The organism is Ruegeria sp. AL12 (assembly GCF_056540885.1).
Genome location: NZ_JBQFXN010000001.1, coordinates 956,979 through 971,123, shown reverse-complemented (window position 1 = coordinate 971,123; position 14,145 = coordinate 956,979). Strand labels below are relative to the sequence as shown.

Genomic DNA, 14,145 nt, shown 5'->3' with positions numbered 1-14,145 from the left:
GCTTACCTCCACGTCTTCTTGCGTTTCCAACGGCGGCTTTCGCGTGCGCCTTCTTCCTGCACGCCAAGATAGAAGTTCTGGATGTCTTCGGATTTCAGCAACGTATCCGCAGCACCATCCATGACGATGCGGCCTACCTCCATCACGTATCCATGATGCGCCAGCCGCAACGCCGCATTGGCGTTCTGTTCGACCAGCAGCATCGTCATATGCTGTTCTTCGTTCAGACGTTTCAGAATGGCGAAAATTTCCTGCACCAAAAGCGGTGACAGACCCAGCGACGGCTCATCCAGCAGCATGATGCGGGGACGGGCCATCAGCCCCCGTCCGATTGCCAGCATCTGTTGCTGCCCGCCCGAAAGGGTGCCGGCCTCTTGCGTGCGACGATCTTTCAGAACGGGAAAGTAACTGAAAACAAGCTCGCGATCCTGGTCGATCTGCACTTTGTCCGTTCGGGTATACGCGCCGAGGCTCAGGTTTTCATCGACGGTGAGCAGAGGAAACACCTCGCGCCCTTCGGGTACATGCACGATCCCGCGCTGGACGACGGTATGCGGCTCGGCTCCCTGAATGTCGTCTCCATCAAAGGTGATCGTGCCTTTTTCCGGGTCCATCACCCCCGAGACGGTTTTCATCAACGTCGTCTTGCCGGCACCGTTTGCGCCAAGGATCGAAACAATCGTACCTTCGTGAACGTCCAGCGAAACACCGCGAATGGCCATGATCGGGCCATAAAAGCTTTCGACATTTCGGATTTTCAGGATTGGCGCGCTCATGAAGCCTTCCCAAGATAGGCTTCGATCACTGCCGGGTGCGACTGAACTTCGGCCGGGGTCCCAAGCGCCAGTTTCGCGCCGTCTGCCATGGCCATAACCCGGTCTGACACGCCCGAGACCAGGCCCATGTCATGTTCTACCATCAAAACGGTGATGCCCATCTGCCGACGGATATCATCGATCCACCAACGCATGTCCGTTGTTTCTTCCACGGACAACCCCGAGGCCGGCTCATCCAGCAGCAAGAGTTTTGGGTCAGTTGCCAAAGCCCGTGCAACTTCAACCACTTTGCGTACGCCGTAGGGCAGCCCGGATATCATCTTGTCGCGATAGGCTTGCAGGTCGAGAAAGTCGATAATCCGTTCCACTTTCTCGCGGTTTTCCAGTTCCTGTCGTTTTGCCGACGGGGTGAACAGAATCTCGGAAATCAAGTTTGTCCTGCGGTGGCGATGCCGTCCGACCAGCAGGTTTTGCAGAACGGTTGCGTGTTCGAACAGCTCGATGTTCTGAAATGTCCGCGCTACGCCATAGGCGGCGACACCGGACGGTTTGACCCGAAGGAGATCATGACCGTCATACCGGATCGCCCCGTCAACGGGATCGTAGAACCGGGAAATCAGGTTGAAAACAGTGGACTTGCCCGCACCGTTTGGACCGACGATGGCAAAGACTTCACCTTCCCGAACGTCGAATGACAGGTCATCCACCGCCGTCAGGCCGCCGAACTTGAGGGTGACATTTTCGAACTCCAGCAAGCTCATCTCAGACGCTCCGTCTTGAGATAGGATTTCTGCCGTTTGAACATGTCTTTTCGATAGAAGGGGAACAGCTCGAACCAGGTGCGGATCTTCAGCCAGCGGCCATAGATGCCCATGGGTTCGAACAGGATGAAGGCGATCAGGATCATGCCGAAGATGCCGAACTCCAACCCCGGAATGGCGACTGTATTGCCGCCGAACAGGGCACCGGCATATTCTTTTGAGATCGACAGAAACTGCGGCAGGAACCCGATCACGATCGCGCCCAGAAATGCGCCATGGATCGATCCCAGCCCGCCGATGACGATCATCATAAGCAGTTGGATCGAGATCAGAACACTGAAGGTTTCGTTGTTGAACGCTCCGGCGAACAACCCCATCAGTGCCCCGGCCCAGCCCGTCACCGCGCAGGACAACGCGAATGAGATCATCTTTGTCCGCGCGATGTCGATGCCCATGGCCTGGGCCGAAACCTCAGAGTCGCGCACCGCGATGAAGCTGCGCCCCAAAGGCGCGCGCAGCAGGTTGATATATCCCAGTGTGACCAGAACGGCGACGGTCAGGACCAGCCAGAAAAACTGATCGGGCGTTCCCCAGCGGTCCACCAAATGGCCGAAGATTTCGACCCCGCCGACATATTTGCCCGCAACGCCGCCGGTGATGGGTTCGGACAGAACGATGATGTCGTCCATCAGGATCGAAAGAGCCATGGTGAAGATGGCCAGATAGATGCCATGCAGGCGCAGGGCAGGGATCGCAACGGTCACGCCCGCGATCCCCGTCAGGATGCCGGCCAGCGGAAAGGCGAGAAGAAAGGGCACCCCGGCCTCAATCAGGGCAACGTTGGCATAGCAGCCAAAAGCCAGAAAGGCCGCGTGGCCCAGACTGACTTGCCCTGTATGCCCGGTCAGGACCATCAGACCCAACCCGGCGATGGCCCAGATCAGGACGTTGGTCAGCTCGCCGAGATAGAACTCATCCAGCCACCAGGGGGCTGCGGCAACCACCGTCAGAAGGATCAGATACAGGACAAGCTGGTAACGGTCTTTCCACGGGCGGATATCCTGCATGTAGTCGGTTTTGAAGATGATCCGCATGGCTCAGACCTTTTTGACCCGAACCTGACTGAACAACCCGTTGGGGCGAAAGATCAGCACGGCAAGCAGCAGGGCGTATGGCGCGATCTGGCTGTAACCCGCCGCGATATAGCGGCTGGCGAAAGGCTCGATCACCCCGACGACAAGACCACCGGCCAGCGCCCCGGGCAGGCTTCCGAACCCGCCGATGACGGCGGCGGCAAATGCCTTGATGCCCAGCAATCCCGTTGTCGGATCCACGGCGCCCTTGGCGGCGAACAGAATGCCCGCAATCCCCGCAACGATCCCGGCCAGCGCCCAGATGAACCCCTGAACCCGCTTGACAGGCACGCCCATGTAATACGCCGCCAGCTGGTTTTGCGACGCCCCCTGCATCGCCAGCCCGAGTTTGGAACGGTTGAAGAAAACGTAAAGGCCCCATGTCAGCAGGATGGTGACGACGATCACGGCGACATCCTCCAGCCCCAGCACAAGGCCGCCAAAGCGCAGCTCTTTCCCCGCAAGCGGGTTTTGCAGCGTTTGCGGTTCGTGCCCCCAGATCAATCCGGCCACGAAACGGATCACGAAGCCCAGGGCGATGGTCAGGATTACGACGGCGGTCTGACTTTCGCCAAACAGGCGACGGATGATCAGGCGATCCAGAAGATATCCCAATGCCCCCATGATCCCCAGCGAGATCGGCAGGGCCAGCCAGAACGGCAGGCCCATATATTCGGTATTGGTCAGGCCGATGGTGACAAAGGCCCCCAGCATCATGAAATCGCCCTGCGCGAAATTCACCGCTTCGGTCGCCTTGTAGATCAGAACAAAGCCAAGCGCGATCAGGCCATAGACACACCCGTTTGCCAGTCCGCTGATCAGCAGCTGTGCGTTATCCAAACTGTCCTCCCTCGACCGGTTTGCCGGTGCCGCGTTCCGCCCGCGCGCATCCTCCGGTGACGCGGGTTTGTTCTACTATGGCGTTATTATCACCTTGCCGTCACTCTTTTTCAGCGCATCAGCCAGGTTTGGCACAAGATTTCTGAGTGTAAGGTGTTCAGAAACATCCGTTTTCCAGCGCCCGTCGGCAAACCGGGCCTGAACTTCGGCCACGACACGCATCTGATCGGCGGGCGGGGTCGACATCATCCAGCTTGTCAGCCAGAACCCTTCAATCCGCTTTCCCATGAAAATCAACTGCCCTGTCTGAGTCAGCGTCGGCGCCTCGGTAGACAACTTGCCATAACTGATCCAGCGCGCCCGGTTGGGCATGGCGCAGAACAATTGCTCGGACAATTGATCCGTCACGGCATCCAGAAACACGCGCGGTTTCAACTGCGCGCTCAGATCCGCAAACTTTGCGACAATGTCTTCGTCGGTTGTCACAAGCACTTCGGCCGCGCCAAGGTCTTTCAACATCTCTGCGGTCTCGGCCCGACGCACCAAAGCGATCGGCTTCAAACCCAGATCCCGACCAAGGCTGCACATCAGCTTGCCCAACTGGCTGGTCGCGGCTGATACGACAAAGGCATCGCCGTCGGCCCTGGCCATATCCACCATGGCCATCGCCGTCATTGGATTGACGATCTGGGCGGCCCCGTCATCGTCCGAGATATCAGGGCGCAGAGGGATGCACATCTGCATCTGCGTGACGACATATTCCGCCCAGGCCCCCGATCCGGCGGCGACGAACGCGACGCGTTGCCCTTGCAGGGCCTCGGCGCCCTTTCCTGCGGCCACGACGTCTCCGCATCCTTCAAAGCCGGCGGGGGATCCCTTGACCCTCGGCTGCCCGTATTCCCCCTTGATGAAATGCAGATCGGATGGATTGACCGAAGCCGCGCGCAAACGGATCAGTACCTGGCCCGGGCCGGGTTCCGGCGTGGGAACTTCGGCTTCTTCCAACCAGTCGGCGGCGTTTTCAATGGCTGGTCCGGTCGCCGTACCGGAATACCCGTCATGCTTAAGGATTGCGGCGAACATAGTCTGTGGCAGGTCGGTCATCGGTTGATCCTCGAATTTGGCTGAATCAAAGCGCGCCCCTTGTCCGAAAAGCGTCAGACCAGTCGGGCAGGGCGCGGGCTTTTTGTCAGGCGCAGCCAATCAAAAGCCGCGCAGGAGGTCAATTCAACGACACCGTAACGTAGGGGCAGCGCAGATGCGCCCCGGGGCAAAGGCCGACCCGTGGACCGGCCTTCAACACTTTACTGTTGGGTCAGCAGGTTGGTCAGTTCCTGAATTTTCTGAACAATCATTTCAGGCGAATCCTTGATATCATTCACAATCTTGATCGCCTGATCCTTCAGATCGGTGGCCAGAGTGCTGTCCTGAAGAGATGTCATAATGCCATCATAGTCGAAGTTGGTCGGGTCCAGCTTGCCTTCCTGAAGCCATGAGTTCAGCAACTCCTGCCCCTGACCGGCCAGCGCGGCCACCTGATCGCTGGCCTCCTGAGCAGCGTCAGAGGCCTGATCCGCCACCGATGACGCGGCTTCGCTTGCCTGATCTGCAACCGATGACGCCGCTTCTGTCGCTTGGTCCGTCAGCGACGACGCTGCTTCGGCGGCTTGTTCGGTCGCAGCATCGACAGCGTCAGAGGCAGCGTCCTGTACAGATGAAGCCGCGTCTGTCACAGCTTCGGCGGCTTCTTCTGCCGCGGTTTCCAAACGCTCGGCGGGTGTGGGTTCGGGTTGATTCAGGTAATAGTATCCGCCGGCGCCAATTGCGGCGATGACGATGGCAAGAATAAGAGTACGCGACATGGGTGTCTCCTTTGGAAATTGTGTCGCCGGAATGCGCTAAAAATAACTCAGGTACAAAGGGGAATTCCCGATAATTCTCAGCAGAATAGAGTATAAGCCGGGCTATGCTCATTGTCCTTTGAAACGCGGCAAGAACACGCCGGCACAAAGATGTCGCGCCCTGTTTTGGCGGCGATCCGCCGGGAATGGCCCGCAGCCGCAACCAATTTTCGGGCGCTTCTTGTGGGCCAAAAGGCAGCATTGAGCCTGCGTTGGGATAGTGGCGGAGAGACAGGGATTCGAACCCTGGGTGGGCTTGCACCCACAACGGTTTTCGAGACCGCCCCGTTCGACCACTCCGGCACCTCTCCGCGGGGGTCTGTGAGGGGGGGATTTAGTGAGGAACGGGCAGGGGTGCAAGCAGAAAATTCGGGAATTGAAGAAACCCGGGATTTTCCGTTGCCTGCCAGCGCAAAACTCCTAGTCTGATATCCATGATACAGTTTGTACGCCGCTCCGCCTTTTGGTTTCTGGCCCCGCTCTTTGCGCTTGTTCTAATCCCTTTGGAACTTTCCGCCGCCAGCCGTGATCGGATAGAGGCCTTTCTGACCACAACCGGGTTTGATGTTGCCCTGGAAAGCATCGCGCTGAGCTCGAGGTCTGCCCCCCAGATGCTGGGGATTGATCCCGATGGCTTCGGTTCGGACTGGACGCGTCTGGCAGACGAAGTCTTTGACGTCGGCGCCATGCACGAGACCGCGGTTTCCATCCTCGAACAAACCCTGAGTGATGAGGCTCTGACACACGCGGTTGACTTTTATGCATCGGATCTGGGTCAGCGCTTGGTAGAGGCCGAAAACGCCTCGCATATGCTCGAGGACGATGAGGCCAAGCAGCTGGAAGGCCAAAAAATCATCGCAGACTTGATCAAGGACGGATCGCAACGGGTCGAAAGTTTCAAGCGTATGAACAAGGCGATCGATTCGACCGGTACCGCAGTACGGGCCCTGCAAGAAATTCAGGTGCGTTTTCTTCTGGCAGCCAGCGCATCAGGTGTCATCGAACTGCAACTGGATGCCGATGAATTGCGTGCGCTGATGAAGCGGAACGAAGCCGGTATGCGTCAGTCACTGCAACTGTCCGGCCTTGCGGGGGCAGCTTATACCTATCAGGGCTTTTCTGATGCGGATGTCGACTCGTATGTCGAGGCGCTGGAACAACCCCTGATGCAGGAAGTGTATGAACTGCTGAACGCGATCCAATACGAAATCATGGCTATGCGGTTCGAAGTACTTGCGGCCCGAATGGCCGAACTGCACCCCGCACAGGATATTTGATGCACCGCGTTTTTCTGGCGATTGCGTTTGTTCTGTGGGGCGCTCAATTGCTGGCCGATCAAAGGGTCGACCGGCTGGCGCAGGCCATGCATCTTTCGCATGTGATGGAAATTCTCGTACAGGAAGGTCAAGGGCACCGCGAGGAACTTGACGAAACGCTGTTGGACAATACCGGTGGCGCCTATTTTGAAGCGCAGGTCAAAGATATTTACGACCCGGTCTGGATGCAGAAATTCCTGACGGATGCCTTTGAGGCGGGTCTGTCCGTTGCGCAGCTTGATCAGGCGATCCTGTTTTTCGAAAGCGATCTTGGTCAGACGATCGTGTCGCTGGAAAACTCGGCCCGGCAGGCGATGTCGGACCAAGCCATCGAGGACATGGCCCGCGAAGCTTACGAGTCCGTTGAGCGCGATTCGACTCGTTTCGAGTTGGTCGATGAGTACATCCGGGCAAATGACCTTGTCGAAAAGAACGTTCATGGGGCGCTGAGTTCCGACTACAGCTTCTTTCAGGGTCTTGATGTCGACGCGCAAGGCGACGATCAGGAATTGCTGGCCGAACTTCTGTCACAGAAAGAAAGCCGCTCAGCAGAAACCGAGGCGTGGCTTTATTCCTTTCTTCTGATGGCCTATCGGCCTCTGGATGAGACCCAGATGCGCGAGAATATTGCGTTCTCCAGAACCGAAACCGGGCGCGCCCTGAATGAGGCGCTTTTCGACGGCTTTGACCGGATGTTCAACGATATCTCTTTCCGGTTGGGGCGGGCGGTCGCACAGACACTCAGGGCGTCTGATCTCTGACGACGCTTTGGTGTTGACTTTTCCCGGCGATCTATGGATAAGCGCGCATCCCGGCCGGTTTTCCGTGCCGGGTATCGTTATTATTTGACCCTTGGGATGTCCTGATGGTCATTCACACAGCCCGAAAAGGGCGCGCTGTTCGAGGTGGCTTTCAAGTGTCTTGGGGCCGGAAACTCCCGAAAGGGGACCACAGAACGCGGTTAGACAAAGGAAAGACGCATGTTTGCGGTCCTCAAGACTGGCGGCAAGCAGTACAAGGTTCAGGCGGGTGATATCCTCCGCGTTGAAAAGCTGGCTGCCGACGCAGGTGAAAAAGTTCAATTCAACGATGTTCTGATGCTGGGTGGCGACGCTCCGGTCGTTGGCGCACCGTTCATCGAAGGCGCAGGCGTTCAGGCCGAAGTTATCGAACAGATCAAAGGTGACAAGGTCATCAAGTTCGTCAAGCGTCGTCGTAAGCACAGCTCGAAGCGTACCGTTGGCCACCGTCAGAAGCTGACACTGGTCAAGATCACCGACATCCTGTCGTCTGACGCTGACAAGTCGGGCATCAAGGCTGCAACCGGTTCGGCTCCGGCTGGCGAAGCGGCACCTGCTGCAAAGCCTGCCAAGAAAGCCGAAGCCAAGGCAGAGGCACCTGCCGCTGTTGCTGCGGACGATCTGACCAAGCTGAACGGCGTCGGCCCTGCCGCTGCCAAGAAGCTTGCCGAAGCCGGTATCGAGAGCTTTGCCGCTCTGGCCGCCTTGTCGGACGAGCAGATTGCTGCTATCGAAACGGTCAAAGTGAAACCCGAATGGGTTGAGCAGGCCAAAGAGCTGGCCAAAGGCTAAGGAGAGAGAGAATGGCACATAAAAAAGCTGGCGGTTCCTCCCGTAACGGCCGCGACTCAGCGGGTCGTCGCCTTGGCGTCAAACTGTATGGTGGCCAGGCTGCCATCGCAGGCAACATCATCGTGCGTCAGCGCGGCACCAAGTTCTGGCCGGGCGAAGGCGTCGGTATGGGCAAGGATCACACCATCTTTGCAACCACTGATGGCGCCGTGAAGTTCCACAAGGGGCTCAAAAACCGCACCTTCATTTCGGTCCTGCCAGTGGCGGAGGCCGCGGAGTAAGCCGAAACCCAGAAGGTTTAAGAAAAATTCATGGGGGACCGGCACAAAGTGCCGGTCCCTTTTTCGTTTTAACGCAGCCGTGATCAAACAAACCGATGACAGTCGCAACCACCAGTTTCCTGATCTTTGCCGCCAGCCAGGTCGGCACGCCGGGACCGGCCAACATGGTCCTGCTGGGTACTGGTGCGCGTTTTGGATTTCGCGCCGCGTTGCCTTTTGTCGGGGGTGTTATCCTTGGGAAGCAGTTGATCATTTGGCCGGTCGGCTTTGGATTGCTGCATCTCGCGGATCAGGCACCCGCGGTGTTTACGGTGCTTAAATACGCGTCAGCGGCCTATATTTTTTGGCTGGCGTGGAAGATCGCCAACACGCGTTTGTCGCGACAACAGGCTGAAGGGAACGCCCCCGGCTTTCTGGCCGGGCTGATTGTTCATCCGCTCAACCCCAAGGCCTGGGCCATGATCATTGCCGGGTTCACCGGGTTCGTGGCTGCGGGCACCCCCAGTTTCGAAGCGACGGTTACGATTGCTCTGTGTTTGTTGTTTTGCCAGGTGATCCTTCATCCGATCTGGACTTTTGCGGGCGATAGAATTGCCCATGCGGTTGAAGGACGACCCGTTGAAAAATATCTGATGTGGACGTTGGCAGGCCTTACGGTTGCGTCCGTACTTTTCGTGTTGTTCGGAGGAGGAACACACCCATGAAACTTGAAACAATAATAAATCAGCCGGTCATCGAAACCGAGCGGTTCGATCTGCGCCCTCTGCGTCGGTCGGATATGGGGCTGATCGAGCACTATGCCGGTGATGAGCGTGTGGCGCGCATGACGACGAGTATTGCACATCCTTTGGCCCCCGGCTCGACCGAGGCCTTTGTGACGCGCTCGATGGCCGAAGACCGGGACGAGGACGTCTGGGTCATGGATGCCACCAAGGACGGCGGTCCGGAACTGATTGGTCTGATCACGCTGAAGCGGCTGGATCGGAACCAGTCCGAAGTGGGCTATTGGGTGGCGCCGATCTACTGGAACACTGGCATTGCGTCGATGGCTGTCGAAGCGCTGGTAAATGCCAACCCGCTGAAAAACGCGACGATGTTTGCCAGCGTGTTTCAGGACAATCCGGCCTCGGCCCGGGTCCTGACTCATTGCGGGTTCCAGTATCTTGGCGATGCAGAAAGCTATTCGGTGGCGCGTGATGCGAATGTGCCCACTTGGACATACAGTAAAAAACTCTGACTTGTGGCCGATGGGGCCTTTGCAGTAGGGGACAGACCATGAAATTTCTCGATCTTGCAAAGGTCTACATCCGGTCCGGGGCCGGCGGTAGCGGCTGCGTCAGCTTCCGACGCGAAAAATACATCGAATACGGCGGCCCTGACGGTGGGGACGGCGGCAGGGGCGGGTCTGTCTGGGCCGAGGTCGTGGACGGGCTGAACACCCTGATCGACTTCCGGTATCAGCAGCATTTCTTTGCCAAGAACGGCCAGCCGGGCAGGGGCCAGCAACGTACCGGCAAGGATGGCGATGACATTGTCCTGCGCGTGCCTGTCGGCACCGAGATCCTGGATGAGGATGAAGAAACCGTCATCTGCGATCTGACCGAGGTGGGACAGCGCGTTCTGCTTGCAAAAGGGGGCAATGGCGGTTTCGGCAACCTGCACTTCAAATCGGCCACCAACCAAGCCCCCCGGCGTGCAAATCCGGGGCAGGCCGGCATTGACCGCACGATCTGGCTGCGTCTGAAGCTGATCGCCGATGTGGGCCTGCTGGGCATGCCAAATGCAGGCAAATCGACCTTTCTTGCAGCCACGTCAAACGCGCGGCCCAAGATCGCGGATTATCCGTTTACCACGCTGCACCCAAATCTGGGTGTCGTAGGGGTCGACAATGTGGAATTCGTGGTGGCTGACATCCCCGGCCTGATCGAAGGCGCGCATGAGGGCCGCGGGATCGGAGACCGCTTTCTTGGCCATGTTGAGCGCTGTGCCGTGCTGCTGCATCTTGTCGATGGTACCTCGGAAACGGTTGCCGATGACTACCGCACGATTATCCACGAGCTTGAGGCCTATGGCGGCGAGCTGGCCCAGAAACCCCGGATCACCGTCCTGAACAAGGTCGATGCACTGGATGACGAAGAACGTGATTTGGCCAAAGCCGAGCTTGAAGAGGCCGTTGGCGGCCCGGTGATGATGATGTCCGGTGTTGCTCATCAAGGTGTAACCGAGGTTTTGCGCGCGTTGCGCGGCCAGATCGATGACAATCGTGTGCGTCAGAAACCCGCTGAGGAGGCGCAGCCTTGGCAACCCTGACTTCAGCGCACCGATTGGTTGTCAAAATCGGGTCGGCTTTGCTGGTTGATCGCGAAACCGGCCTGTTGCGCAATGAATGGTTGTTTTCGTTGGCTCAGGATGTCGCATGGCTCAAGGGGCAGGGGACAGATGTAATCCTCGTCTCGTCCGGGTCGATTGCACTGGGCCGCGGCGTTTTGGGTCTGCCCATGGCGACATTGCCGTTGGAAAAATCGCAAGCTGCCGCCGCCGTCGGGCAAATTCGTCTGGCGCGCGCATATGAAGAGGCGTTGACACCTCATGGGATCACCACGGCGCAGGTTTTGGTGACATTGGAGGACAGCGAGGATCGCCGCCGCTATCTGAATTCACGCGCGACCCTTGAAACGCTGCTGGGTTTGGGTGTCGTGCCGATCGTCAACGAAAACGATACCGTGGCAACGGACGAGATCCGGTATGGCGACAATGATCGTCTGGCCGCGCAAATTGCCGTGACCGTGGGGGCGGATCAGTTGATCCTGCTGTCGGATGTCGATGGATTCTATTCGGGCAACCCCAACGAGGACGCCTCGGCCACGCGTTTCGAAACGATCGACAAGATCACGCCCGAGATCGAAGCCATGGCGGGTGATGCGGGCTCTGGTCTGTCAAAGGGCGGAATGAAGACAAAGCTGCTGGCCGCCAAGATGGCCACCGCGGGCGGATGTGCGATGGCGATCACGGAAGGATCGGTTCTGAACCCTCTGAAAACGCTGGAAAATGGCGCGAATTCGACGTGGTTCACCGCAACGCTGGACCCGCATGCTGCGCGCAAACGTTGGATTTCAGCCATGAAACCGCGTGGCGAAATCACCATCGATGAAGGGGCTGCCAACGCGCTGGCAAATGGCAAAAGCCTGTTGCCCGCGGGTATTGTCGAAGTGACCGGCGATTTCGGGCGCGGCGACCCTGTCGCGATCCTTGACCCCAAAGCCCGCCGGCTGGCGCAGGGGATCAGCCGTTACACCGCGCAGGAGGCTGACGCGATCAAGGGGCGCAAATCGTCCGAGATCGAGGCGACCCTTGGATATCCCGGCCGTGCGGCCCTTATTCACCGGGATGACCTGGCCCTGTAAATACTGAAAAAGATGACCTGAAAGGCACGCGACATGAAAGATTTCGACAGCATTCCCGCTCTGATGGCTGATCTTGGGAAACGTGCCAAAGCGGCATCGCGCGATCTGGCTTTTGCAAGCCCAGAACGCAAACATGCCGCCCTGATTGCTGCGGCCGACGCGGTTTGGGCCAATCGGGCGCAGATCATCGAAGCCAACCGGAAGGATCTGGAGTTCGGCCGCGAGAAAGGTCTGAGCCCGGCGATGATGGATCGGCTGATGCTGGATGAGGCGCGTGTTCAGGGCATGGTCGATGGTCTGCGCGCGGTGGCTGATCAGACCGATCCGGTGGGCGAAGTGCTGGCCGAATGGGACCGCCCGACCGGATTGAAAATCCAACGCGTACGCACCCCGCTGGGTGTGATCGGCGTGATCTATGAAAGCCGCCCCAATGTCACGGCCGACGCAGGTGCGCTGTGTCTGAAATCCGGAAATGCCGTCATTCTGCGTGGCGGCTCCGAGAGCTTTCATTCTTCGACAGCGATTCATGCCTGCCTGGTCGAGGGGCTGAAGGCCGCCGATCTGCCGGAAGATTCGATTCAACTGGTGCCGACACGTGACCGTGCGGCGGTTCAGGAATTGCTGACCATGACCGACTATGTCGACGTCATCGTTCCGCGCGGCGGCAAGGGCTTGGTCGGGCTGGTCCAGCGTGAGGCCCGTGTGCCTGTTTTTGCCCATCTTGAAGGCATCGTGCACATCTATGTCGACAAGGCCGCAGATCCGCAGAAAACGCTGGACGTGGTGTTGAACGCCAAAACGCGCCGTACCGGGATCTGCGGCGCTGCCGAATGCCTGCTGATCCATCAGGACATCGCCGAAACGCTGGGGCGTGACGTGATCGCCGCGCTGCTGAAAGCAGGGGTCGAGGTTCACGCCGAAGGCGCTCTTGCGGTCGAGGGTACAATTTCCGCGACGGCGGAGGATTGGGGAAAAGAGTTTCTGGACAGCGTGATCGCGGCCAAGCCCGTCGCCGATATCGATGCAGCCATTGCGCATATCCGGCATTACGGGTCGAACCATACCGATTGCATCATGACCGAGGATGACACGGCCGCGGCCTGTTTCTTTGAGCGCCTTGATAGCGCAATTCTGATGCACAACGCTTCGACTCAGTTCGCCGATGGTGGTGAATTCGGGATGGGCGCCGAGATCGGTATCGCCACGGGCAAAATGCATGCCCGCGGCCCGGTGGGGGCCGCCCAATTGACCAGTTTCAAATATCTTGTGCGCGGGAACGGAACGATTCGGGATTAAAAACGCAGCAAAAAGCGGGTCGCTGCGGTTTCCACGGAAACGCGCCGACCCATCGCATGTGCCGTTTCGGGCAGCAGAGCAAACTGGACCTGCGCGGGTGTAATCTTGTTGGGAAACCGGCCGGTTGCAACATGTTTCCACAGTTCAGTGTCCACGTTCAGCTTGTCCGCTGTCCCGGTGACCGACCATTTTCCATCCTGGGTCGCGATTTCGACTGTACCGCCCAGTGGCATGGCGCTTTCGAAACACATGATTGCCAAAAAGGCCAGTTTGACCTGATTTCGGGGCACGGGCTCCTTCAGATTCCAGTTTACCCGCACCCGTCCGGTGCGTTCGATGTCCTTGAGCAGTTCGGCCACTTCAGCCCGGCCCAGTGGCTGTTCTCCTGCTGATCCGAAGGCAACCCGGAAAAACCGGATACGCGCGCCCGCACTGCCGACGCTGCCCGAGATCAACTCCATCTCGGGGCCCTGGACAGCGCCAACCATGTCCAACAGCTCCAGCCCGTTGGTGATCGCCCCGATCGGGCTGATTAGATCGTGGCAGATCCGTGAGCCGATCAATTCAGCCAGGTTGACGTTCGTGTTGCCCATGCGTACCTCCTGCGGTATCTGCCGCAGGAACTGGAAGCCCCAAATGACAGACATGAATGCTATTCTTGCACCGGGCATGTTTGTTCGCCACCCGGATTTCCCCGAATGGGGTGTCGGACAGGTTCAGTCCAACATCGCAGGCAAGATCACCGTTAACTTTCGCGAGCAGGGGAAAGTGGTAATCGACGGAACACGCATCGCCCTGATGCCGGTCTTTGATCCGTGAAACTGGTTTAAGAAGAGTTAACGGAA

17 protein-coding genes and 1 tRNA gene are annotated in these 14,145 nt (G+C 58.4%); 10 read left to right on the top strand and 8 right to left on the bottom strand.

From position 1 onward, the window contains the following. Positions 1-2: 2 nt before the first annotated feature. The 7 genes from ACR0C6_RS04895 to ACR0C6_RS04865 all read right to left on the bottom strand — a co-directional run bounded on the left by ACR0C6_RS04895 (position 3) and on the right by ACR0C6_RS04865 (position 5,722). Complete coding sequence (locus ACR0C6_RS04895) at positions 3-776, bottom strand: ABC transporter ATP-binding protein (RefSeq protein WP_152457954.1); 774 nt, start codon at positions 774-776, stop codon at positions 3-5. Beyond that, the gene (locus tag ACR0C6_RS04890; RefSeq protein ID WP_480618478.1) at positions 773-1,537 is read right to left on the bottom strand and encodes an ABC transporter ATP-binding protein; all 765 of its coding nucleotides are present in this window, start codon (positions 1,535-1,537) and stop codon (positions 773-775) included. The genes ACR0C6_RS04895 and ACR0C6_RS04890 overlap by 4 nt, the downstream gene beginning before the upstream one ends. Beyond that, positions 1,534-2,631, bottom strand: coding sequence for a branched-chain amino acid ABC transporter permease (locus ACR0C6_RS04885; protein ID WP_152457956.1), 1,098 nt, complete (start codon positions 2,629-2,631; stop codon positions 1,534-1,536). The genes ACR0C6_RS04890 and ACR0C6_RS04885 overlap by 4 nt, the downstream gene beginning before the upstream one ends. A gap of 3 nt (positions 2,632-2,634) precedes the next feature. Next, on the bottom strand, positions 2,635-3,510 hold the full coding sequence (locus ACR0C6_RS04880; RefSeq protein WP_171168199.1) for a branched-chain amino acid ABC transporter permease: 876 nt from the start codon (positions 3,508-3,510) through the stop codon (positions 2,635-2,637). A 75-nt stretch (positions 3,511-3,585) separates the two neighbouring features. After that, the gene (locus tag ACR0C6_RS04875; protein ID WP_480618476.1) at positions 3,586-4,614 is read right to left on the bottom strand and encodes a zinc-binding dehydrogenase; all 1,029 of its coding nucleotides are present in this window, start codon (positions 4,612-4,614) and stop codon (positions 3,586-3,588) included. 200 nt (positions 4,615-4,814) lie between these two features. Further along, complete coding sequence (locus ACR0C6_RS04870) at positions 4,815-5,372, bottom strand: hypothetical protein (RefSeq protein WP_480445111.1); 558 nt, start codon at positions 5,370-5,372, stop codon at positions 4,815-4,817. A gap of 260 nt (positions 5,373-5,632) precedes the next feature. After that, positions 5,633-5,722, bottom strand: a tRNA-Ser gene (locus ACR0C6_RS04865). 114 nt (positions 5,723-5,836) lie between these two features. Here ACR0C6_RS04865 and ACR0C6_RS04860 point away from each other — a divergent pair. From ACR0C6_RS04860 to ACR0C6_RS04820, 9 genes are all read left to right on the top strand, one after another. After that, on the top strand, positions 5,837-6,688 hold the full coding sequence (locus ACR0C6_RS04860) for a DUF2059 domain-containing protein (protein WP_480618817.1): 852 nt from the start codon (positions 5,837-5,839) through the stop codon (positions 6,686-6,688). Continuing rightward, a complete protein-coding gene (locus ACR0C6_RS04855) occupies positions 6,688-7,488 on the top strand; it encodes a DUF2059 domain-containing protein (protein ID WP_480618474.1) in 801 nt (266 codons plus the stop codon). Before ACR0C6_RS04860 ends, ACR0C6_RS04855 begins: the two co-directional genes overlap by 1 nt. Before the next feature lie 219 nt (positions 7,489-7,707). Continuing rightward, positions 7,708-8,319 (top strand): 50S ribosomal protein L21, encoded by a 612-nt coding sequence (locus tag ACR0C6_RS04850; RefSeq protein ID WP_480618472.1) that lies wholly within the window; start codon positions 7,708-7,710, stop codon positions 8,317-8,319. 11 nt (positions 8,320-8,330) lie between these two features. Next, positions 8,331-8,600 carry a 50S ribosomal protein L27 gene (gene rpmA / locus ACR0C6_RS04845; protein ID WP_039535512.1) on the top strand — a complete coding sequence of 90 codons (270 nt, stop codon included), beginning with the start codon at positions 8,331-8,333 and terminating at the stop codon, positions 8,598-8,600. A gap of 95 nt (positions 8,601-8,695) precedes the next feature. Beyond that, positions 8,696-9,304, top strand: a complete 609-nt coding sequence (locus ACR0C6_RS04840) for a LysE family translocator (protein WP_152457963.1) — start codon at positions 8,696-8,698, stop codon at positions 9,302-9,304. Then, a complete protein-coding gene (locus ACR0C6_RS04835; RefSeq protein ID WP_152457964.1) occupies positions 9,301-9,837 on the top strand; it encodes a GNAT family N-acetyltransferase in 537 nt (178 codons plus the stop codon). The genes ACR0C6_RS04840 and ACR0C6_RS04835 overlap by 4 nt, the downstream gene beginning before the upstream one ends. Before the next feature lie 38 nt (positions 9,838-9,875). Continuing rightward, on the top strand, positions 9,876-10,910 hold the full coding sequence (gene obgE, locus ACR0C6_RS04830) for a GTPase ObgE (RefSeq protein ID WP_480618470.1): 1,035 nt from the start codon (positions 9,876-9,878) through the stop codon (positions 10,908-10,910). Further along, the gene (gene proB / locus ACR0C6_RS04825) at positions 10,898-12,004 is read left to right on the top strand and encodes a glutamate 5-kinase (protein ID WP_480618467.1); all 1,107 of its coding nucleotides are present in this window, start codon (positions 10,898-10,900) and stop codon (positions 12,002-12,004) included. Before obgE ends, proB begins: the two co-directional genes overlap by 13 nt. A 33-nt stretch (positions 12,005-12,037) precedes the next feature. Beyond that, entirely contained in the window at positions 12,038-13,300 is a 1,263-nt protein-coding gene (locus ACR0C6_RS04820) for a glutamate-5-semialdehyde dehydrogenase (RefSeq protein ID WP_480445118.1), read from the top strand. Here ACR0C6_RS04820 and ACR0C6_RS04815 read toward each other — a convergent pair. Then, complete coding sequence (locus ACR0C6_RS04815; protein WP_480618465.1) at positions 13,297-13,893, bottom strand: histidine phosphotransferase family protein; 597 nt, start codon at positions 13,891-13,893, stop codon at positions 13,297-13,299. The two genes, ACR0C6_RS04820 and ACR0C6_RS04815, sit on opposite strands and share 4 nt — an antisense overlap. Positions 13,894-13,936: 43 nt before the next feature. Here ACR0C6_RS04815 and ACR0C6_RS04810 point away from each other — a divergent pair, with 43 nt between their 5' ends. Then, entirely contained in the window at positions 13,937-14,119 is a 183-nt protein-coding gene (locus ACR0C6_RS04810) for a DUF3553 domain-containing protein (protein ID WP_050602459.1), read from the top strand. Positions 14,120-14,145 lie beyond the last annotated feature (26 nt).

What these genes read in the sequence shown, in the direction of transcription:
- ACR0C6_RS04895 (WP_152457954.1), bottom strand. Translation starts at nt 776, where the DNA reads ATGAGCGCGCCAATCCTGAAAATCCGAAATGTCGAAAGCTTTTATGGC.
- ACR0C6_RS04870 (WP_480445111.1), bottom strand. Translation starts at nt 5,372, where the DNA reads ATGTCGCGTACTCTTATTCTTGCCATCGTCATCGCCGCAATTGGCGCC.
- ACR0C6_RS04835 (WP_152457964.1), top strand. Translation starts at nt 9,301, where the DNA reads ATGAAACTTGAAACAATAATAAATCAGCCGGTCATCGAAACCGAGCGG.
- obgE (WP_480618470.1), top strand. Translation starts at nt 9,876, where the DNA reads ATGAAATTTCTCGATCTTGCAAAGGTCTACATCCGGTCCGGGGCCGGC.
- ACR0C6_RS04840 (WP_152457963.1), top strand. Translation starts at nt 8,696, where the DNA reads ATGACAGTCGCAACCACCAGTTTCCTGATCTTTGCCGCCAGCCAGGTC.
- ACR0C6_RS04815 (WP_480618465.1), bottom strand. Translation starts at nt 13,893, where the DNA reads ATGGGCAACACGAACGTCAACCTGGCTGAATTGATCGGCTCACGGATC.
- rpmA (WP_039535512.1), top strand. Translation starts at nt 8,331, where the DNA reads ATGGCACATAAAAAAGCTGGCGGTTCCTCCCGTAACGGCCGCGACTCA.
- ACR0C6_RS04890 (WP_480618478.1), bottom strand. Translation starts at nt 1,537, where the DNA reads ATGAGCTTGCTGGAGTTCGAAAATGTCACCCTCAAGTTCGGCGGCCTG.
- ACR0C6_RS04875 (WP_480618476.1), bottom strand. Translation starts at nt 4,614, where the DNA reads ATGACCGACCTGCCACAGACTATGTTCGCCGCAATCCTTAAGCATGAC.
- ACR0C6_RS04850 (WP_480618472.1), top strand. Translation starts at nt 7,708, where the DNA reads ATGTTTGCGGTCCTCAAGACTGGCGGCAAGCAGTACAAGGTTCAGGCG.
- ACR0C6_RS04885 (WP_152457956.1), bottom strand. Translation starts at nt 2,631, where the DNA reads ATGCGGATCATCTTCAAAACCGACTACATGCAGGATATCCGCCCGTGG.
- ACR0C6_RS04855 (WP_480618474.1), top strand. Translation starts at nt 6,688, where the DNA reads ATGCACCGCGTTTTTCTGGCGATTGCGTTTGTTCTGTGGGGCGCTCAA.
- ACR0C6_RS04810 (WP_050602459.1), top strand. Translation starts at nt 13,937, where the DNA reads ATGACAGACATGAATGCTATTCTTGCACCGGGCATGTTTGTTCGCCAC.
- ACR0C6_RS04820 (WP_480445118.1), top strand. Translation starts at nt 12,038, where the DNA reads ATGAAAGATTTCGACAGCATTCCCGCTCTGATGGCTGATCTTGGGAAA.